Annotated in this window: 20 protein-coding genes and 1 other annotated feature; of the genes, 2 read left to right on the forward strand and 18 right to left on the reverse strand. The window is 41.4% G+C overall.

The features are described 5' to 3' along the window. Positions 1-2: 2 nt before the first annotated feature. From HT697_RS02625 to HT697_RS02645, 5 genes are all read right to left on the reverse strand, one after another. Positions 3-1472 (reverse strand): arylsulfatase, encoded by a 1470-nt coding sequence (locus tag HT697_RS02625; protein ID WP_173253182.1) that lies wholly within the window; start codon positions 1470-1472, stop codon positions 3-5. A 322-nt stretch (positions 1473-1794) separates the two neighbouring features. Beyond that, positions 1795-3150: a PTS sugar transporter subunit IIC gene (locus HT697_RS02630; RefSeq protein ID WP_050239155.1), complete on the reverse strand. Its 1356-nt coding sequence runs from the start codon at positions 3148-3150 to the stop codon at positions 1795-1797. 9 nt (positions 3151-3159) lie between these two features. Beyond that, positions 3160-3477: a PTS lactose/cellobiose transporter subunit IIA gene (locus tag HT697_RS02635; RefSeq protein WP_001005888.1), complete on the reverse strand. Its 318-nt coding sequence runs from the start codon at positions 3475-3477 to the stop codon at positions 3160-3162. 16 nt (positions 3478-3493) lie between these two features. Further along, the gene (locus HT697_RS02640) at positions 3494-3811 is read right to left on the reverse strand and encodes a PTS sugar transporter subunit IIB (protein ID WP_050105030.1); all 318 of its coding nucleotides are present in this window, start codon (positions 3809-3811) and stop codon (positions 3494-3496) included. A gap of 14 nt (positions 3812-3825) precedes the next feature. Then, positions 3826-4722 carry a WecB/TagA/CpsF family glycosyltransferase gene (locus HT697_RS02645; RefSeq protein ID WP_164226077.1) on the reverse strand — a complete coding sequence of 299 codons (897 nt, stop codon included), beginning with the start codon at positions 4720-4722 and terminating at the stop codon, positions 3826-3828. A 395-nt stretch (positions 4723-5117) separates the two neighbouring features. Between HT697_RS02645 and HT697_RS02650 the strand changes: the two genes are divergently transcribed. Further along, a complete protein-coding gene (locus HT697_RS02650) occupies positions 5118-6296 on the forward strand; it encodes an ROK family transcriptional regulator (RefSeq protein ID WP_164226076.1) in 1179 nt (392 codons plus the stop codon). 122 nt (positions 6297-6418) lie between these two features. On the opposite strand, the gene HT697_RS02655 is transcribed toward HT697_RS02650, so the two are convergent. Further along, on the reverse strand, positions 6419-6874 hold the full coding sequence (locus HT697_RS02655; RefSeq protein ID WP_164226075.1) for a GNAT family N-acetyltransferase: 456 nt from the start codon (positions 6872-6874) through the stop codon (positions 6419-6421). A 69-nt stretch (positions 6875-6943) separates the two neighbouring features. Between HT697_RS02655 and HT697_RS02660 the strand changes: the two genes are divergently transcribed. Continuing rightward, positions 6944-7603 (forward strand): A24 family peptidase, encoded by a 660-nt coding sequence (locus tag HT697_RS02660; RefSeq protein ID WP_164226074.1) that lies wholly within the window; start codon positions 6944-6946, stop codon positions 7601-7603. Here the strand turns inward: HT697_RS02660 and trpA are convergent. The 12 genes from trpA to HT697_RS02720 all read right to left on the reverse strand — a co-directional run bounded on the left by trpA (position 7575) and on the right by HT697_RS02720 (position 21531). Then, positions 7575-8351 carry a tryptophan synthase subunit alpha gene (trpA, locus tag HT697_RS02665; protein ID WP_164226073.1) on the reverse strand — a complete coding sequence of 259 codons (777 nt, stop codon included), beginning with the start codon at positions 8349-8351 and terminating at the stop codon, positions 7575-7577. The two genes, HT697_RS02660 and trpA, sit on opposite strands and share 29 nt — an antisense overlap. Next, the gene (gene trpB, locus HT697_RS02670; protein ID WP_000331265.1) at positions 8344-9567 is read right to left on the reverse strand and encodes a tryptophan synthase subunit beta; all 1224 of its coding nucleotides are present in this window, start codon (positions 9565-9567) and stop codon (positions 8344-8346) included. Before trpB (HT697_RS02670) ends, trpA begins: the two co-directional genes overlap by 8 nt. Further along, positions 9545-10144, reverse strand: coding sequence for a phosphoribosylanthranilate isomerase (locus HT697_RS02675; RefSeq protein ID WP_164226072.1), 600 nt, complete (start codon positions 10142-10144; stop codon positions 9545-9547). Before HT697_RS02675 ends, trpB (HT697_RS02670) begins: the two co-directional genes overlap by 23 nt. Then, complete coding sequence (gene trpC / locus HT697_RS02680; protein ID WP_164226071.1) at positions 10131-10898, reverse strand: indole-3-glycerol phosphate synthase TrpC; 768 nt, start codon at positions 10896-10898, stop codon at positions 10131-10133. Before trpC ends, HT697_RS02675 begins: the two co-directional genes overlap by 14 nt. Continuing rightward, positions 10895-11899: an anthranilate phosphoribosyltransferase gene (gene trpD, locus HT697_RS02685; protein WP_164226070.1), complete on the reverse strand. Its 1005-nt coding sequence runs from the start codon at positions 11897-11899 to the stop codon at positions 10895-10897. The genes trpC and trpD overlap by 4 nt, the downstream gene beginning before the upstream one ends. Before the next feature lie 10 nt (positions 11900-11909). Beyond that, positions 11910-12476, reverse strand: coding sequence for an aminodeoxychorismate/anthranilate synthase component II (locus HT697_RS02690; RefSeq protein ID WP_173219616.1), 567 nt, complete (start codon positions 12474-12476; stop codon positions 11910-11912). Next, positions 12473-13834, reverse strand: a complete 1362-nt coding sequence (gene trpE / locus HT697_RS02695) for an anthranilate synthase component I (RefSeq protein ID WP_166736606.1) — start codon at positions 13832-13834, stop codon at positions 12473-12475. Before trpE ends, HT697_RS02690 begins: the two co-directional genes overlap by 4 nt. A gap of 392 nt (positions 13835-14226) precedes the next feature. Then, positions 14227-14451: a binding site (T-box leader), on the reverse strand. After that, positions 14448-15626, reverse strand: a complete 1179-nt coding sequence (gene trpB, locus HT697_RS02700) for a tryptophan synthase subunit beta (protein WP_173262028.1) — start codon at positions 15624-15626, stop codon at positions 14448-14450. It overlaps the preceding feature by 4 nt. 332 nt (positions 15627-15958) lie before the next feature. Continuing rightward, complete coding sequence (locus tag HT697_RS02705) at positions 15959-17188, reverse strand: DegT/DnrJ/EryC1/StrS aminotransferase family protein (RefSeq protein ID WP_166736605.1); 1230 nt, start codon at positions 17186-17188, stop codon at positions 15959-15961. Between the two features lie 42 nt (positions 17189-17230). Further along, complete coding sequence (locus tag HT697_RS02710; RefSeq protein ID WP_164226061.1) at positions 17231-17923, reverse strand: sugar transferase; 693 nt, start codon at positions 17921-17923, stop codon at positions 17231-17233. A 130-nt stretch (positions 17924-18053) separates the two neighbouring features. Then, positions 18054-19796: an ABC transporter ATP-binding protein gene (locus HT697_RS02715; protein ID WP_164226060.1), complete on the reverse strand. Its 1743-nt coding sequence runs from the start codon at positions 19794-19796 to the stop codon at positions 18054-18056. Then, entirely contained in the window at positions 19786-21531 is a 1746-nt protein-coding gene (locus HT697_RS02720) for an ABC transporter transmembrane domain-containing protein (protein WP_164226059.1), read from the reverse strand. Before HT697_RS02720 ends, HT697_RS02715 begins: the two co-directional genes overlap by 11 nt. Positions 21532-21587 lie beyond the last annotated feature (56 nt).

Genomic DNA, 21587 nt, shown 5'->3' on the forward strand with positions numbered 1-21587 from the left:
GATTAAGTATCCCCCGTTTTCGTTAGAGTGGGTGTTATTTTAGATAGTTCAACAGGAACTAACTCTTCATCCACAACAAAACCTTCTTCTCTATATCTAAGAAAGTCTACTAATTTTTTCTTCATCTGACGAACAATAGGTTGGTATTTTTCACTTGGATACAAATCATTCATTTCATGCGGATCTTTTTTCATATCAAATAACTGATAATAATTTAAAACAGGAAACCAGATAAATTTCCACTGGTCTGTCAAGATATATTGACTAGAATCTTTTCCTAAAGCATGTTCACCATGAAATTCTGTTCGCCACCCCTCGTACTGTCCAAATAATAAATTCTTAACACTCCGTCCATCTAGTTCATCTGTAGTAGTTCCTCCTGCCAAATCCACGAGTGAAGGAAAAATATCTTGAATTTTCACTAATTGCTTGATTGTTCCCCTATTACCAGCTATCAATCCAGCCGGATCGTAAATAAACGAAGGAATGTGGATACTTCCTTGATAAGGATATCCCTTTCTAAACAGATAATGTTCACCAAGCTGATCTCCATGATCCGAAACAAACCAGATAATCGTATCTTTATCATGACGAAATTCTTTTAGGGCAGTCAAAAAGCGACTAATTTGATGGTCTATATGAGTAATCAATCCAAAATAAGCAGCAACCATTCTTCTTTGATCATCTTCCTTTAATTTCCCTCTTAAAGCATAAATAGACGGAATTTGCTTTTCTAATACTTCCCAATTCCCGATATGCAAATCGAGAAATTGAGGCAAGCGTTCCATATACATATCAAAATAGTATTTTGGGGGATTTAATGGAGCATGTGGTTTTTCAAAAGACATTTTGAGAAAAAAAGGAACTGTTGGATCTCTTCTTTGTAAAAATGAAATGGACTCACTCACAACCCAGTTTGTTGGATGTAACTTCTCATCTTTATCCCAAGGTCTAGCTTCCCAAGAATTACAATCCATTCCGTCATCAATCAAATCAACATCATAACCAACTTTACCCTTTAAAAAGGCTAGATAGTCACTAGCATAATCAAATTGACTTCCATAAGCCTTATCATACTTTCTATCAACATGTAGATACCCATCGTGAAGTAAGACATGATCAAACCCAAGTCTCTGTCTGGAAGGAAAAACATGCATCTTACCAATACACTCTGTTTGATAACCCATATCTTTAAAGACTTTTGGAAGAGTATTAGTAAAATTCCAAGGCACTTCATCTTGATAACCAACACGTCCACTTTTATCTTGATCTAAACCAGTCAATAAAGCTGCCCTAGCAGGAACGCAAGAAGGAACTGGAGAATAGGCATTTTCAAAATTATAACCTACACTAGCCATCATATCTAATGTTGGAGTGCTAACTAGCTTATCCTTACTATTCAAGGATAAGGCGTCTGCTCTCATTTGATCTACAACAATCAAAATAATATTTGGCTGTTTTGTCTGAACCATAAAATCTCCTTTCTAATATGGCAAAAGAGGCACAAGAAGATATCTACCTTTACTGCACCCCTTTCTATATCAATCTCTCTATATAAAGCAATAACATTCTTGTTATGTTTTATAGAAAAATGAACTAAAATATGACTAAATCGATTAGGAAATTCAAATCATTTTCTAGCACTGCTTTAGAAGTTATAGTGTACTATTCTAACTTCAACAGACTATAAACCTTTGTCTAATAACAATTTTAGTAGAGATAAGAAATCCTACACCTAACTCATCTTACACGTAATCTATTTCTATTTTATCACAAAAAACGCAAGTAAGACCATTAACTCAATTCAGTTTTATCTGCCATTTTCACAAATGGGAAATAAGTCAAGACACTAATAATCAAACAAACAACTGATAAGATGATGGCACGCCAATCAAATGCTGTAGAGAAGAAACCATATAAAATTGGTGGCATTACCCAAGTAACATTTTGTGTAACAGGTGAAACAAGACCCCAGCTTGTTGCCCAGTAAGCTACCGTTGCCATGAAAACTGGGCTAAGTACAAATGGTATAAATAGCAAAGGATTCAAGACAACTGGTAAACCATAATTGACCGGCTCACCAATATTAAACAGAACTGGTGCTAGACCAAGTTTGGCAACTTTTCGATAATGACTGTTTCTTGAAAAAATTAAAATAGCAAGTACTAATCCTAATCCTCCAAACCAGACAAACGCCCCAAAAGACCCACTTGTCCATATATAAGGAATCGGTTCACCTTTTTGGAAAGCATCCAGATTCGCTAACATAGCAACTCCAAACAGCCCTTCCATGATGGGAGCCAATACATTTCCTCCATGGAGACCAAAAAACCAGAATAACTTATTCAAAAAGATCATCAGAATAACTGCAAAGAAACTTTGAGACAAACCTAGTAATGGCGTTTGTAACACCTTGTAAACCCAATCAATCAATAAGTCATTGCTAAGTAAATGGAAAACATAAGTCAAGATGGCTACTATATACATCGCCATAAATCCTGGAATGATAGAAGTGAACGGCTTAGCAATCGCAGGGGGAACTGAATCTGGTAACTTGATTACCCAGTTCTTTTTCATCACTTTACAGAAAATAATAGAGGCTAAAAATCCAATCATCATGGCTGTAAAGTAGCCTCTGGCATTGATATGGTTTCCTGGAATCACATTCCCAATAGTTACCATCAGATTTTTACCATCAAATGCTAGATTATCAATTCCTTGTAAGATTTTATCTAATTTCACATCTCCTACATTTGCCAAAGGGAAACTCTTTGTAACTGTACTTCCAATCGAAATGACAAACGAGGCAAGTGATACCAAACCAGCAGAAACTGTATCAACCTTGTAAATCTTAGCGATATTCACTCCCAAGCAATAGATGAACAACAAGGAAACAATTGGTATACTTCCCTTGAATACCAAATTATTGATGTCAACAAGCCACTGAAAGGTTTTCGTAATACTTTCTAGGTGAAATTGTTGTGGTAAATCCACTAGAAAAGCATTTAATAACAAAGCAATGGAACCTGTCATAATAACAGGCATAGTCCCCACAAATGAATCACGTAAAGCAACTAAAAACTTCTGATTTCCAACTTTCATTGCAATTGGAGAAAGTTTTTCTTGCATTTTATCCAACATTGTATTCATACCAAACTCCTAATTTTTTTCAAATCGTTCGTATACTTCTACCACTTCTTTCGCCAAGTCAACAAAAGTCAGACTCGTCATTAAATGATCTTGCGCGTGTACCATCAAGAGGCTAATTGATGTTTTTTCCCCCTGTGCCTCTCTTGTCAACATTTCTGTTTGAGCCTTATGCGCCTGTAATAAGGCAGCATTCGCATCAGCTAATCTTCGATTGGCTTTAGAGAAATCCCCTTTTTTTGCTGCCTGAATAGCCTCCATAGCATTACTTTTGGCTTCCCCACCATACATAATTAGCCCCATTACAGATTCTAAATTACTTTCATTCATAGCATTCTCCTCAATCTTAGTCTAATAAACTTTCAGCTAAATCTAAGACCTTAGAACCATTCATCATTCCGTAATCTGTCATCGGAATAACCGCCACAGGAATCTGTCTATCTTTTAGTTTTTCTTGAAAGTTCCCTAGTAAATAGCGAACTTGAGGGCCTAAAAGCAACACATTTACTTCTTTTGTTGCTACAATTTCTTCTGCTTCAGGAGCTGGAACTGCAAAAATTTCTGCATCCAACCCCTTATCTTCTGCTGCCTTTTGCATCTTTGTCACTAGCAGACTTGTACTCATACCTGCTGCACACGCTAACATAATTGTTACTTTAGCCATAGCTTACTCCTTTATCACCTATTTACTGACCTAGCCAAGCGAGATACTGTATGTCTCACTCCTCTAATTGCCTTGCTCAAGGCATAAATATTATCGACTGTTGCCAGTCCCCCATATCCTGCATCACCTATATGTTGAATATCAACTCCACAAATTTTATTTCTCAGCGCTATTTCCCTAATTGTCTCCGTATCAGATGTTTCTTGGCTAGTACCAATAGCACTCAATACAAGACCACCCTTACTATGAACGAGATCAACGACTTCACGCAACTCTTGGTCATGAAAGGCTGGAACGGTTCCAACTGCTGGAACAAGTATCACATCCGCACCTGCTTCCAACAATTGCTCTGCGACAGAAAGCTCTGCCACAGGCTCATTCACTCCTGCCCCGTGCATCTTACCTGCAATAATCAAACCAGAAAAGTTTTCCTTAGCAGTTTGAACAGCCTTAATGATTTCTCGATTGCTAACTCCTGTTCCAGGATTTCCAGTCAAACAGACAAAGTCAAAACCTAACTCCTCTATTCGCTTCAATGTTTCAACACTAGCAACACGACCTGCAACAATTTCCTGTGTTTCCTCTAGCATCTTTGCAGATGGGTCAATCGGTTCCAAATTTACACCAATTGGGCAAGCAACGAGCTGGTGTAAGCGATGAATAACATCATCACCTGAACTATCCAAAGCATAAATTTTAGGCTCAAAAACATCAACACAATTCAATAAAATCATGTCAGCTCCAAAAGCTCTAGCAATTTCAGAATTAGTGATATCTCCAACAAATGTCTCACGAGTGGCTACATTTTCAGATAGAACAACTCTACCTTCACTTGCTAAAATACTTTGTTTTAATTCTTCAGCATTCATCTCTAATATCTCAGATGGATTTGCACTAATTAAACGTTTCATTCTCAATCCTCCAACTGATTGAAATATTTTCGTAACAACTAGGCTCTATATCATTGTTAGCAAGAACCCCTATCATCACATACTACTCTATTTTCTATCTTGTGAATTATTTTCCGTTGCACTTCCTCTTAAATATATTTTATTATCAAAAGTTATCAATTAGCTTTATTTTTTGACGTCAAGTTGTTATTTGATTATCTTTTGTTATTTATATTTTACAACTATAAGAAAGCCTTGTCAAGGATTTGTGTAAACATTTGATTATTTTTTATTATCAATATATAATAAAAAGAGACCAGTAAGTAATGAAAAGCTTAAAAAGATTAACATCTACATTTATCCATAGCAAAAAATCATAGGATTTTAAGAATCTGACAACTAGGAAGAAAACTAATATGACCTTATCTAAGAAACAATTACAACTAAGAGCTAAAATACTGGAGACAGTTTACACATTAGGACCCATTTCACGAATTGAAATCGCTACTAAAACCGGAATAACACCTGCAACAACTAGCAGTATCACAAATGAGCTGATTAAAGAAAACATTCTCTTAGAACTTGGTGAAGACGAACACGATACAAGTGTAGGGAGAAAAAAAATTCTGCTAGACATTCAAGCTAATCGATTTTACTACATTGGTTGTGAACTATCTGAAAAACACTTTACTTTTGCTTTAGGAGATAATCTAGGAAATATCTTAAAAGAAGAGAAAGAAATTGTTACTAAACAGTTAATCCAAGAAAAGGGAAATCAACTCATTAGCCAGACACTAAAGCAATTCTTAAATAACTGCTCTGATTATAAAATAGAAGCAATTGGAATCGCGCTACCTGGTCGCTATTTAGATGATTATAAAATAACAACAAACAATCCTTTATGGCAACATATCGACTTAGAAATGATTCAATCCCACTTTGATAAGCCTTTGTTTTTCTCTAACAATGTTAACTGTATGGCTATAGGTAAACGCCTATTTAGTCGCCAACAGAATGACCCTAATTTTGCTTATTTTCATTTTGCTAGAGGTATGCACTGTTCTTATATCTACGACGGGAACATTTATGGGAAAGGGAATCTAATGATTGGAGAAATAGGGCATACAGTTGTTTCATCTGAGGGAGAAGAATGTAGTTGCGGGCGCAAGGGATGCTTACAAACTTTTGCTGGAGAATCTTGGTTAATCAAAAAATCAAAAATTCTATATCATCAATCTACCTATTCTTTACTTCCTAGCTTAGTCAAAAATGCCGATGATATTGATATCCAAGTTATTTTAACCGCTTATCAATTAGGTGACACTGGAATAATCACACTTATCCATCAAGCCTTACTCTATCTTAGTCAAACCATTTTAAATATCAGTATGATGATTGACTCTCAAAAAATCTACCTACATAGTCCTTTACTAACAAATCAGCACATCATCCAAAAACTATATAGTGAAATGAACTACAAACCCAAATTGCTCTATAATCGCCTACCTGAAGTTATTATTGAACCTTATAATGATTTTACAGCTGCACACTCAGCTATTGCACTTTGTTTGTATCATACAATTCTACATTCCTAATTTTCTATTACATTTAATAAATAGGCTAAAAAGAGGGAGTATATCATAAAAAGCGAACAAACCTGTTTTCTGAAAATCAGAATTCTGTTTTGTTCGCTTTCTTTATATTTGTAATTAAACTCCTATCTCCCCTTTTTCATAATGTATTTTCGTATAGGTGTTTCAACAATTTGAACGATTTCAAATCCTTCTTTTTGGTAAAGATTTTGAGCTCTTTGATTTGCCTCGAAGACATTTAGAGAAATACTATCTATATCTTCATTTGCAAATGCCAAACTAACAAATTTCCTTAAAACTTGGCTACCTAATCCTTGCCCTTGTTTCTGGGGGTTGATAAAAAATCTTCCAATATGAAGATCCTTATCTTCTAGCCTGATTTTCTGGATTAGCCCGACAAACTCTTGTCTATCAAAAATAGAAAAGATTCCTTCCAAATCTTGCAAGACTTGAATTGTCAAGGGAAAAGGAATCATTGTTCCCATCCATTGTTCTTGAAAGGATTTGCCAAGAGAGTTGGACCATTGACATACGCGTTGAGCGTTTTCTATACTCACCTTTTCTTCAAAACGAATTGTCATCTTTTCCTCACCATCTTATCTATATTTCTCCATTATACTACTTCTCCTATTTTTTACGAATAGATAAGTATGATTGATTTTTATTTTTTTCTTGTCGGGAGCATTCTCGCTTCTTTTCTTGGTTTGCTCATCGACCGTTTTCCAGAGCAATCCATTATCCAACCTGCTAGTCACTGCGATTCCTGTCAGACTCCCTTGCGTCCCTTAGATTTGATTCCGATTCTCTCGCAGGTCTTCAATCGCTTTCGCTGTCGCTACTGCAAGTCTCGCTATCCTGTTTGGTATGCCCTTTTTGAATTGGGATTGGGACTTCTCTTTCTGTCTTGGTCTTGGGAATTGCTTTCCTTGAGTCAAGTCATCCTAATCACTGCGGGTTTGACCTTGGGCATCTACGACTTTCACCATCAGGAATATCCCTTACTGGTCTGGATGACTTTCCACCTAATCCTCATGGCTTCCTCTGGCTGGAATCTGGTCATGGTCTTCTTCCTTATCCTTGGAATTTTAGCTCATTTTATCGATATCCGCATGGGTGCAGGGGATTTCCTCTTTTTAGCTTCTTGCGCTCTCGTCTTTAGCATAACCGAGTTACTCATCTTGATTCAGTTTGCTTCTGCAACAGGAATTCTAGCCTTTCTCCTGCAAAAGAAAAAGGAAAGACTTCCTTTCGTACCTTTCCTCTTACTTGCTGCTTGTGTGATTATTTTTGGTAAGCTACTGCTTGTTTGATAAAGTCCTCAATTGGCTCTCCTTGGTGGAGAGCTTTTACGATTTTCGAACCGACAATCACGCCATCTGACACCGCATTGAAGCGTTCTACATCGGCTTGACTAGACACACCAAAACCTGTCAAGACTGGGATGTCAGCCACTTGATGCAATTGCGCCAAGTGCTTGTCCAAGTCTGCACGGTAATTGCCGGATTTCCCTGTCACCCCATTGATGGCAACCGCATAGACGAATCCTTCTGCCCCATCAATCAACTCTTTCTGGCGCTCAAGTCCTGTTGTCAAACTAACTAGGGGTATCAAGGCCATGTCTGTATCTGCCAAAAATGGTTCTACAAAGTTGGCATGCTCATGAGGAAGGTCTGGAATAATCAAACCCTTAACCCCTGTATCAGCCAAATCTTTGACAAAGTTCTCAACACCGTACTGAAAGAGGGGATTAAAGTAGGTCATAATGACAAGTGGAACTTCTGTTTGAATGGTTTTCAAGGTTTTAACCAAAGCCTGGGTAGAAGTTTCGTGAGCTAGACTACGCAAGCCTGCTTCTTCGATCACAGGTCCATCTGCAACAGGGTCTGAAAAGGGAATGCCCACTTCAATTGCAGAGACACCCAAATCTTCTAAAAAGTGGATTGTTTCAGCTAAACCATCCAAACCTTTCTCATGGTCTCCAGCCATGATATAGGGCACGAAAATTCCTTTTCCAGCTGCTTTTATAGCATTCAATTTTTCTGTTAGTGTCTTAGGCATGAGCTTCTCCCTTCTTTGCTGCATCTGCTTCCAAGCGGTCTTTGACTTGAACCACATCCTTGTCCCCACGACCTGATAGACAGACAATCATGGACTTGTCTGGGCCAAGTTCTTTGGCCAATTTCACCGCAAAAGCGATAGCGTGGCTAGATTCCAAGGCCGGAATAATCCCTTCCACACGAGACAAGAGTTGGAATCCTTCCAAGGCTTCTTCGTCTGTCACAGGAACATAGCTGGCACGTTTAATATCGTGGTAGTGAGAATGTTCTGGACCGATACCAGGATAGTCCAAACCTGCTGAGATAGAGAAGGCTTCAAGAATTTGACCATGGGCATCTTGGAGCACATCCATGAGAGAACCGTGAAGAACACCCGGACGACCCTTGGTCAAGGTAGCTGCGTGGTGCTCTGTATCCACACCAAGTCCTGCTGCTTCAGCCCCATACATAGCTACAGACTCATCTTCTACAAATGGATGGAAGAGCCCGATAGCATTAGAACCACCGCCAACACAGGCTACTAAAGCATCTGGCAGATCTTGTCCTGTCAAGTCACGGTACTGTTGTTTAGCTTCTCGACCAATAACGCTTTGGAAGTCACGAACAATTTCTGGGAATGGATGAGGACCCAAGGCAGAACCAAGGATATAGTGGGTATCATCGATATTAGCTACCCATGAACGAAGGGCTGCATTGACCGCATCCTTGAGCACGCGCGAACCGTCTGTCACTGCCTCAACCTTAGCTCCCAAAAGCTCCATACGGAAGACATTGAGGGCTTGGCGTTTGACATCTTCCTCACCCATGTAAATAGTACATTCCATGTTAAAGAGGGCCGCAGCTGTTGCAGTTGCTACACCGTGCTGACCAGCACCTGTTTCAGCGATAATTTTCTTTTTGCCCATGCGTTTGGCAAGCAAAACTTGTCCTAAGGCATTGTTAATCTTGTGGGCCCCTGTATGGTTAAGGTCTTCACGTTTGAGATAAATCTTGGCTCCGCCGATATGCTGGGTCAAATTTTTTGCGTAGTAAAGGGGAGTTTCACGTCCCACATACTGGCGCAAAAGTTGGTTTAATTCCTCTTGGAAACTTGGGTCTGCCTGACTTTCACGGTAGGCCTTCTCCAACTCCAAAACTGCTGTCATCAATGTTTCTGGGACAAAACGTCCGCCGAATTTTCCGTAAAATCCATCTTTATTTGGTTCTTGATATGCCATTCTTTACCCTCTCTATAAATCTTCTAATCTTTTCATGATCTTTTTGTCCATCTGTCTCCACTCCGCTTGATACATCTACTGCATAGGGAGTAAAGTGTTGAATTGCTTTTACTACATTGTCTTCATTAAGCCCACCTGCGATAAAGAAAGGCTGAGTTAGTCCAATCGTATCCAGTTGAGCCCAGTCAAAGGTCTGGCCACTCCCAGCCACAGGGGCATCAAAGAGGAGATAGTCTGCCTGAGAATTGGGTACATGTCCCTCTCCATCCACCTGCACAGCCTGAATACTGGCACAAGGCAAATTATCAAATAAATCATCTGCCACCTGACCGTGAACTTGAACCAAGTCCAAACCAACTTTTTCAATCGCTTCTAGCAGTTCTGCCCGACTTGGTGAAACAAATACACCAACCTTTTTGACATCCGCATGAATAAGCTTTGCCAGCTCAGCAGCCTGATCCAAGGTCACCTGTCTTTTACTAGGTGCAAAGACAAAACCGATGTAGTCGGCTCCTGCTGAAACGGCTGTTTCCACCGCTTCTTTGGTCGATAGTCCACAAATTTTAACCTTTGTCAATCTGCAACTCCTTGATTCTCTGGGCTACATCTTCTGCCTGCATGAGAGCTGTCCCAACTAAAATTCCGTTAAAGGATGGTGCTACTCGTCCCGCATCCTGCCCTGTGAAAATAGCAGATTCAGAAATGTACAAGCAATCATCTTTGAAATGTTTAGCCAAATCTACACTGGTCTGCAAGTCAACTTCAAAGGTAGTCAAATTGCGGTTATTAACACCAATAATCTCCGCACCAAGTCTGTGAGCTACCTCTAGTTCAGCTAGATTGTGAGTTTCCACCAAGACTTCCAGACCAAGCTCTGTCGCATAGTCATAAAGTTCCTTGAGGCGTTCTTCGGACAAGGCTGCCACGATGAGCAAGATGACTGTCGCACCTGCATTGCGAGCTCGGATGATTTGTTTTTCATCGATAATAAAGTCCTTGTTAAGCGTCGGAATCTGTACCTGACTGGAAATCTCCCGTAGATAATCCAAATGTCCTTTAAAGAAAACTTCATCTGTCAGAACAGAAATCATCACTGCTCCGTTTGCTTCATAAGTCTGGGCCTGTTGCACAATATCCACATCAAGATTGATATCTCCCAGACTAGGGCTAGCCTTCTTGACCTCAGCGATTACCTGCAAGCGGTCCTGATGATTCTTCAAAAATTCTGCCAAGCGATAGGTCTGGCGCAGGGGCTGGATTTCCTCCAGCTCCATCTGCTCCACCTCACGTGCCTTCTGCTCTAAGATTCGTGCTAAAAATTCCTGACTCATTTTTGATACTCCTGTAACAGTCTGAGTTTTTCAAGGGCCCTGCCACTAGCAATGACTTGGCGGGCCAAGGCAACTCCATCCTTGATATTATCTACCTTACCATTAGCATAGAAACCAAGACCAGCATTTAAGACTGTCGTTTCCAAAAATGGACTTGGTTCATTTTTAAGAACGCTAAGCAAAATTTCTGCATTTTCCTGAGCATTCCCTCCACGAATGTCTTCGATAGCGTAGCCTTCCATTCCCAAATCCTCTGGAGTAAAGCTTGACAAGGTGATTTCGCCATTTTCAAGAAGAGCAATATTGGTTGTTCCATTCAAACCAGCTTCATCCAAACCTTCTGGTCCAGCAACCACGATGGCACGTTTGCGACCCATATTTTTCAAAACCTGAGCTGTACTTTCTAGAAGTTCTGGACGGCTAATTCCAAGAAGCTGTGTTTCCAAAGCCATTGGATGAATCAGGGGACCAGTCAAGTTCATAATCGTTGGAATTCCTAGTTCCAAACGAGCTGGCATGATGTATTTCATAGCTGGGTGCATATTTTTAGCAAAGAGAAAGACGATTCCAGTTTTATCAAAGACCTTACCTAGTTCAGCTGGTTTGAGGTCTAGGTTGATGCCCAAAGCTTCGAGGACATCTGCAGAACCAGATTTAGAAGAAATCGAGCGGTTGCCGTGCTTGGCCATGTGAACACCGCCACCAGCCAAGACAAAGGCTGCAGTTGTGGAAATATTAAAACTGAAAGACTTGTCTCCACCTGTACCACAGTTGTCCATGGCATCATGAATCTCAGTTGGAATATGTTGGGCATGCCCTCTCATGACTTGGGCAATGGCTGTGCGTTCTTCAGGTGTTTCCCCCTTCATCTTAAGAGCCAAAAGGAGAGAAGCAATCTGCGCCTCTGTTACACGCCCAGTTACGATACGCTCAATGACATCCGTCATTTCCACACCTGATAAATTTTCAAATTTTGCTAGTTTTTCAATAATCTCTTTCATCCTAGTTTCCTCACTTTACAACCTTCTCGATAAAATTCCGAATAGAAGACAAGCCATCTGGCGTTCCGATACTCTCTGGATGGTACTGGAAGCCATAAATCGGTAGGTTTTTATGTTGAATCCCCATGATAGCTTGGTCATCAGTCGAACGAGCTGTCACTTCAAAGTCTTCTGGCATTTCTTCAATCAAAATACTGTGGTAACGCATGACTGCACGGCCATCCTCAATGCCTTGATACAAAACAGATGGCGCTTCAAAGCTGATGTTGCTCTGTTTCCCATGCATGACTTTTGGAGCCAAACCTAACTTACCACCAAAGACTTCTGCAATGGCTTGGTGGCCCAAACAAATCCCAAGAATCGGCTTCTTGCCAGCAAAGTCACGAATCATATCTTCCATATTTCCAGCATCAACTGGCCAACCTGGGCCGGGCGAAAAGACCAGACCATCTGCTTTTTCAGCTTCTTCATACAGCTTGGGATCATCATTTCTCAAGACCTGTACTTCTGCAAAATTCCCAATGTACTGGGCCAAGTTATAGGTAAAAGAATCATAGTTGTCAATCAATAAAATCATGGTCTTAGTTCTCCAATTCTAGTCATAGATTTTGCTTTGTTAATGGTTTCTTGGTATTCGTTTTGGGCGATGGAGTCGTAGACAATCCCTGCCCCAGCCTGCACATAGGCTGTTTGATTTTTGAGAATCATGGTTCGGATGGCAATGGCGAAATCCATATCACCCGTCGCAGACAAGTAGCCAATTGCTCCTGCATATACTCCCCGCTTTTCTGTTTCCAGTTCATAGATGCGTCTCATCGCTCGAATCTTTGGTGCTCCTGAAACGGTTCCAGCAGGAAGTGTTGATTTCAAGGCATCCATGGCAGTGAGTTCTGGAAGTAAACGCCCCTTGACCACGCTGGTCAAATGCATAACATAACGGAAGAGCTCCACTTCCATATATTTGGTAACTTGAACACTTGCCGTTTCAGAGATGCGACCGATATCATTGCGTCCCAAGTCTACCAACATCCGATGTTCTGCTGTTTCCTTCTCATCCGAAAGTAGGTCTGTCGCCAAATCCTTGTCTTCTTCATCCGTAGCTCCTCTTGGTCGCGTACCTGCAATCGGATTGGTTGTCACGATGCCATTTTTGACAGAAACCAAACTTTCTGGACTAGCTCCGATGATTTGATAATCACCAAAATCATAGAAATAAAGATAATTAGAAGGATTAGTCACGCGAAGATTTCTATAGAAGTCAAATGGATTTCCAGTAACCTCTGCTGAGAAGCGTTGACTAAGCACGCATTGGAACATATCTCCATTACGAATCAAGTCACGAGCGGTTTCCACCATTTCCTCAAACTTCTGAGGAGCGATATGTGGTTTGAAGTCCAGAGGAGATAGATCCAAGTCTTCAAATTCATTTGGAGCAGGAATACGTAATTCCTCAAGCACTTGGTTCAAGGCTTCTTCCAAGGCTTCTTGACTACGCTCGCTATAAAGAGCATCCTCGATGACATGGATTTTTTCCTTCTTGTGGTCAAAAACAATGTAACTCTCATAAACGAAGAAATGCATGTCTGGCGTTCCAATTGTATCTTCAGGAATTTGACCAATTTCTTCATAAAGCGAAATCATATCGTAACCAACAAAACCAATTGCCCCACCACCAAAAGGTAGATCTGAATGGTGCTGGCTCTTATGAGTCACTTCATAAAGGAAATCCAAAGAATCCCGATCAATCACTTGACCATTTTGATAAAGGACTCCATTTTCAAACTTAATCTCAAAAACAGGATTATAGGCTAGGATAGAAAAACGAGCTGTTTCCTTGTCTCTCGGAATACTTTCTAAGATAACCTTGTGTTGCCCCTTTAGGCGCATATAAGCCAAGATTGGTGATAAGACATCTCCATGAATGATTCGTTCCATTGTAATTTCCCTTTCAATTCTTTTCTTTATAGACTTTTAGTCTTAATTTATTATCTTTTTCTATTTCCCTTAAATAGTGCGGACGGGAGGTAAAATTATCCAGTGGATGATTTTAGAAATCCATGAAATAAAAGACCTAATTTTTGAGCTCCTAGCTCATTCATTTCTAGGCTCGGGCTAAAATAGTTCCCCGAACTATTTTACTCTCAAAAATTCCGTCCTAGAGAAGCATATTTGCTTCTCTAGGATACCACTATGGCGGGAAATATCTTTTAAAAGCTCACTTCGTTCGCAAATTTTTTGTAGCAATCTATTTAATAATGAACAACAATTTAAAACTAAACAGCTGAACCTATAATAGACATATAAAAATCCCCACGCAAAATAACTTGCGTGAGGACGAAATTCGCGGTGCCACCTCAATTATAGGATTTCTCCTATCTCTCATTCCTGTCTCAGAAAATCCTGTAACAGGCTGTGCGATAAAGGGCACTCCCTTGAGAATTATGTTTTTTTCTCTTGTTTCAGATGGACCCAACCTTACAGTTTTCTCTGCTTGTTTCCAGCAACCACAAGCTCTCTGTGAGAGAAAGGACTGTAATTTTTCCATCTTTTATTTTTTAGCTTCTAGGTAGTCTGCAATCGCAGCTACGTCCTTGTCTCCACGACCAGAGACATTGATGATGATAATGTCGTCTTTACTTAGTTTCGGTGCACGTTTAACTGCTTCTGCGATGGCATGCGAACTTTCAATCGCTGGGATAATTCCTTCTGTCTTGCTGAGGAGGAGCAAGGCTTGAACAGCTTCTTCGTCTGTCGCAGCGACATATTCCACGCGACCTGAATCTTTAAAGTAAGCGTGTTCTGGGCCAACCCCTGGATAGTCCAAACCAGCTGAGATAGAGTAAACTGGAGCCAGCTCTCCATCTTCCTTAAAGACTGCATAGGTCTTCATACCGTCGACAATTCCGATACTACCTTTTGTCATAGTAGCTGCGTGCTTGTCTGTATCAAGTCCATGACCAGCAGCTTCGACCCCAACCAATTTGACTTCTTCATCAGCCACATACTGCGAAAAAGCACCGATAGCATTGGAACCACCACCTACACAGGCAATAACGTAATCTGGCAAGCGTCCTTCTTTTTCTAAGATTTGACGACGAGATTCTTCACTGATGATCTTTTGTAATTCATGAACAATTGTAGGATAAGGATGAGGGCCTACAGCAGATCCCAAAACGTAGAAGGCTTCAAGGTCATTCATCCATGCTCCAAAGGCTGCATCAACCGCATCCTTAAGGGTACGCGTTCCAGTTTCAACTGCGTGAACAGTTGCTCCCATCATCTCCATACGGAAAACATTGAGACGTTGACGCTCCACATCCTCTGCCCCCATGTAGACATCACAGGCCATGCCAAACTTGGCTGCAGCCGCTGCTGTCGCAACACCGTGTTGACCAGCTCCTGTTTCTGCGATAACACGTTTTTTGCCCATACGTTTAGCCAAAAGAATTTGTCCTAAAACGTTATTAAGCTTGTGAGAACCCAGATGGTTAAGATCTTCGCGCTTGAGATAAATCTTAGCCCCACCTAAGTGATCTGTCAAACTTTCTGCAAAATAAAGCGGTGTTTCCCGACCTGAATAATCCTTCAAGTAATGGCGAAACTCTGCCAAAAACTCTGGATCATCCTTGTACTTGTCAAATGTCACTTCCAACTCATCCAACAAAGCCTGAATTGGCTCCGGTACAAAACTACCACCAAATTGTCCAAAATAACCTTTAGTTGTCATAAAATTTTTCCTCTTTCAGTATTGATTTCAAGATATGAAAAAAGCCCACACACAGATTGAATTCTGTGTGAGGGCGTTGGTAACGCGGTGCCACCTCAATTATAAAGGGAGTATTCCCCTTTACATCTCTACCTTGTCTAACAACAAGTTGCACTGTAAGGTGTGCGCACCGAATTTTCATTGTTTCAAATTCATTTTTAAAATCAGCCCACTTTCACTACTTCCAACCACCTGTTCACAATCACCACAGGCTCCCTGAAGATCAAAGATAGTTACTTTTCTGATTTGTTGAGTTTATTTTAATACTTTGTTTTTTCTTTGTCAAGACTTTTTTACAATTTTTTTGATAAAGTTAGCACTTTTTCAGAAACTGTTTTGAAAGTCTCAATGATATAGTCCACTTCTTCATCACTTAATTTAGTGTGAAGAGGGAGCGTAATTTCATTTTCAAAGAAGGCATAGGCCTTGGGATAATTCGCCATATCAAAGCCAAGATTCTTATAGGCTGTCAAGAGCGGAAGCGGTTTGTAGTGGACATTGCTTGCAATTCCTGCTTTAGCCAATTCTTGGATGATAAGATTGCGTTCTTCTAAACTCGCTCCTTCTACATGGGTGATGTAGAGGTGACGTGAAGATTCGACAGTTTCAGTCTTGTGTGCCAAAGGATGGATGCGAGAACCTGCAAAACCACGATCATAGAGGTCCACAATGTCCTTACGACGTTCTAGCAAACCAGAGTAACGATCCAATTGTACCAAACCAAGTGACGCCATGATATCGGTCATATTGCACTTGTAGGCTGGTGTGACGATATCATATTCCCATGATCCCAGTTGCATCTTAGCAAGGGCATCCTTAGTTTGCCCGTGAAGCGACAGAATCTGGAATTCCTTGTACATCTCTTCGTCGTCAATCGCTGGATTGGCTTTCCAAGTGGCACTTCCACCCTCTGCCGTTGTAAAATTCTTAACGGCATGGAATGAGAAGGAGGTAAAGTCAGCAATAGAACCAGCTGGTTGCCCTTTATAAGTAGATCCCAAAGCGTGGGCACTATCAGAGACAATCACAATACGGTTAAAGGCCTTTTGCCACTTGCTTGAAGCGGTAAAGAGATCACGTTTTTTCTCCACAACTTGGAACAAACGGTCGTAGTCGCAAACAATCCCTGCGAGCTCTACTGGGATGATCACCTTAGTTTTCTCAGTGATAGCTTGCTCAAGCAGGTCATAGTCCATTTCAAACGTATCTGCTTGAATATCCACCATGACAGGGGTCGCTCCTACGTGAGTGATGACACTACATGAAGCTGTATAGGTCATGGCTGGAACGATAACCTCATCACCAGGTCCCACTTCAAGCACACGTAAAATCAACTCAAGAGCGGCAGTTGCAGAGTTAAGACAGACAGTCTTAGGCGTCTGTGTATATTGAGACAAGCGACGCTCTAGTTCTTTTGTCTTAGGACCTGTTGTGATCCAACCAGAACGCAGGGTATCCGCTACTTCAGCAATTTCTGCTTCCGTAATATCGGGTGGTGAAAATGGAATATTGTAATTTGGCATTGATTTGCTCCTTTTATCTGTACTCATTTTCTCATGACTACTTTATTTTAGCACTTCAAACACGGTTTGAAACATGATTTTGATATCTCCAAAGAAACTAAATTCTCGGAGATAGGCGAGGTTATAGCGCATCTTTTCAGGAAGGACATGTTCAACATAGGCCTGGTCAACTGACAGACCTTTCTCCGTCATTTGACTGATGATGGTGTCCTCATCCTTGTAGTTGATGCTGGCTGGAGAGGTAATCCCTGCTGGTAAGAGCAAGGTCGCCATCATTTCAGGGCTATACTGCTCTGTGTAACGAGGCACTTCAGGACGCGTCCCTACAAAGGACATCTCACCTTTAAGAACATTGACCAACTGAGGCAGTTCGTCCAAACGCACACGACGGATGAAATTGCCAACCTTGGTAATGCGGCTATCGTTAGCAGAAGTCACCAGACTCCCTTTTTTATCCGCATCCGTCACCATGGTACGGAACTTCCAAATCTTGAAAGGTCGATTGTACTGGGTCACGCGCTCTTGCTTGTAAATCACTGGCCCCTTGCTATCCAACTTGATCCAAACGCTCAAAATGAGAAAGATGGGAGAGGTCAGAACCAGTACAACCAAGGCCAAAACCCAATCCAAGCAACGCTTGAAAATCAGCGAACTCTTCCTTTTAGAGACAAGCTGGTAGTAAGACTCAACCTCGCTTGATTTCATTTCCACGGGCAAGTCTTCCCATTTCAGCATGCTGTTTCTCCTTTGTTTTTATTATACTATTTGTCAACATTTTTCATTATACCACAAAATGGAAAAGGCGGTGAAAGAAATCTGTAATTTGAAGGATTTCCTTCTTATGCTCAATGAAAATCAACGAGTATTAGGACATGGCCCCTGCCTGCAAGCTATACATCTTGTGGTAGGTTCCACCCAAGGCCAAAAGTTCCTCATGGGTTCCGCTCTCGATGATGTGCCCCTTGTCCAAAACATAGATACAGTTGGCGTCTTGGATGGTAGAAAGGCGGTGGGCAATGGCAATGGTTGTCCGTCCCTGTCTCATCTTAGCCAGCGATGCTTGAACCAAACTTTCTGTTTCAGAGTCAATATTAGCTGTCGCTTCATCCAAAATCAGGATTTTAGGCTGACTGGCGACTGTTCTGGCAAAGGCAAGAAGCTGACGCTGACCTGTTGAAAAACTGGAGCCACGCTCAGAAACAGGGGAATCATAACCCTGAGGGAGTTCTTGAATAAAGGAATCTGCGTCGACAAAGGTAGCTGCAGCCTGGACCTGCTCATCACTGATTTCTTGGTACATGGCGATATTGGACTTAATGGTTCCATGATAGAGGAAGGGTTCCTGCAAGACCAGACCGATGTTTTTTCTCAACTCTTCCTGACTGTAGTTCCTGATATCCACATCATCCAAGAGAACTCTCCCTGATTGAAATTCATAAAAGCGCATGAGGACATTGATAATCGAAGATTTCCCAGAACCTGTATGACCCACAAAGGCAATGGTTTCACCCTTGTTAACGGAGAAGGAAATGTCATCCAGAATCGGATGTTTTCCATCATAAGAGAAACATACATGTTCAAACCGGATATTGCCTTCTTTGATCTCGGCCTGTCCATTTTCTTGAAGAGGCTCATAGGTCCTCTCGTCAATCAAGGCAAAGACACGACCTGCAGAAACCATAGACGTTTGCAAGGTTGAAAAGTTTTGCGTCACCTCAATCAGGGGGTCAAAGAGACGATTAATATACTGGATAAAAGCATACATGGTCCCGGCCGTTATCCCGATAGAAAGACCACGATAGCCAAAGTAGGCCATCAAGACAGCATAGCCTAGAAGTTTTAACAAACTCATGGCAGGTCTCAAAAAGAGGGCATCCAAGGCTACAGAACGGTTGGCATAGACCAAGTGTTCTCGGTTGATCTCATCAAATTCCGCCTGCAGGCGCTTCTCTTGATTAAAGGCCTGGATAATCCTGATTCCCTCGATGTTTTCTGCCAGCTTGCTATTGATGTCTGACAAGAGATTTCTGGTTTTCTCAATGATTTTCACTGATTTTTTCCGATAGAGATTGACCAAAAGGAAAATCAAGGGGAGAAAGAGCAATACTAGTGCTGTCAAACGAAAATCCAACACCAACATGGTATAAAGAGTTGTCAGAAAGATGAAAACTGCTGAGATAAAGCTAGATAAAATTCCTGAAAACATATCGCTGATGGTCTCGGTGTCATTTGTCAAACGAGAGACGATGGAGCCTGCTGGCGTCTTGTCAAAGTAAGACATACCCAGTTTTTCCGTATTGGCAAAGGCATCGCGACGAATATCCCTAACAATACTGTAAGACACGCACGCAAAGAGAAGATTACCGACATACTGAACTACAGTTTGTAGGATATAAAGGCCATAGTAGGCCAGCAAAACGGTAATGGCCAGTTGGTTAAGATTGCTGAGATACTGGTCAATAAAGTGGGAAGCCACAAGGGGAATGACACTTTTGATGACCGTCGTTGCTAGGAGAAAACTGAGTGCCAAAAAAGTCAGGAGTCCATAAGGCTTGAGATAGGACATCAAGCGCTTCAATACAGCCCATTGTTCTTGTTTATTCTGCATCTTCTTCTCCCTTCATTTCCAGCTGCTGAGACTGGTAGGTTTGGGCATACCAGCCATCCAAAGCTAGCAAGTCTTCGTGCCTGCCTCGTTCGATGATTTGACCATTTTGCAGGACTAAAATCAAATCTGCATGGACAACCGCACTGAGGCGATGAGCCGTAATAATGGTTGTCTTGTCCTTTCGCGTCTCCTTGAGGTTGTCGATAATCGCATACTCTGTCTTGGCATCCACAGCTGACAAAGAATCATCCAAAATCAAGATATCTGGATCTAAAATCATCGCCCGACTCATGGCCAGACGCTGCTTTTGACCTCCAGAAAGACTGACTCCCTTTTCACCAATCAGCGTATCAAATCCCTGGGGCATAGCTATAATATCTTGGTAAACTTGAGCTAGCTTGGTCGCTTCCTCGACCGCTGAAAGGGGCAAGTTAGGATTGCCAAAGCGGATATTGTCTAAAATCGAAGTCGCAAAGAGGAACTGGTCCTGAGGAACATAGCCCATAAGACTACGAAGACCTGTCAGACGATAGTCACGAATATTATGACCGTTTAGGTAAATGGCTCCCTTATCCACATCGTATTCACGCAAGAGCAGTTTGATTAGAGACGTTTTTCCAGAACCTGTCTGACCAACCAAGCCCAATGTTTGCCCTTTTTCCAAACTAAAGTGAACATTTGTCAGTGTTTCCTCATTTTCAAAGGCAAAGCTGTCAATAGCGTACTCCAAACGCCCATTTTCGATACCATCTAAAGGAAACTCAGGGTCTTGTACAGGTGATTTCTGAGACAAAAGTTCCTCAATTCGCTGATAGGAAACCTTCCCTCGCTGAGTAATATTAAAGAGGAAGCCGATGGCCATAAGAGGCCAAACTAGCATATCCAAGTAGCTGATAAAGGTAACTAGATTCCCAACCGTGATTTGCCCTTTCTGAACCATCAAGGAGCCGACCAAGAGGGTTAAAACATAGGAGGAACCAACAAATAAGAGAACCATAGGGTCAAAGAGACTATCGTATTTCATGGTTTGTAGGTTCTTTTGAAAGGTCAATTCATTTACTGCCTGAAAGGACTTGAGCTCGTCCGCCTGATAACCGAAAGACTTGGTCACTTTAATACCTGATACAGACTCCTGTACCTTGTTATTGAGTTCAGAAAAGGCAGCCTGCGACTCTCCAAAAGCCTTATGAGTCTTTCTACCCAAACGACTGGTCGCATAAGCCATGAAAGGCAGGGGAAGAATGGCAACCAAGGTCATCTGCCATGAAATGCTAAAGAGCATGGTCATCAAGGTCACTAAAGCCGTGATAGAGGCATCCACCGCAGACATAACACCGCCCCCTGCGAGACGGGTTAAGGCATTGATATCGTTGGTTGCGTGTGCCATCAGGTCCCCCGTCCGATAGGTCTGATAAAAAGCTGGAGACATTTCTGTGAAATGCTCAAATAAGCGAGAGCGCATAATCTGTCCCAGACGGTAGGAAGTCCCAAGAATATACATACGCCAAACATAGCGCAGATAGTACATCCCAAAGGCTGCAAGAAGCAAATAAAATAGGTCAAGAAGAAGGGCCTGCTGGCTTAATTGCCCCGATGTAATGGCATCAATAACCCGCCCCATGACCATGGGGGGAATTAGATTGAGAACGGAAACCAAGACCAGGGCCACAATCCCGACTAGATAACGGCGTTTTTCTAACTTGAAAAACCACCAAAGTTTTTGAATAATGGACATAACATCCCTTTCTGATTGCAAATGGAAACCTGAGGCCAATACTCAATGAAAATCAA

Source organism: Streptococcus sp. 1621 (assembly GCF_013276615.1).
In the GTDB taxonomy this organism is placed as follows: Bacteria; Bacillota; Bacilli; order Lactobacillales; family Streptococcaceae; genus Streptococcus.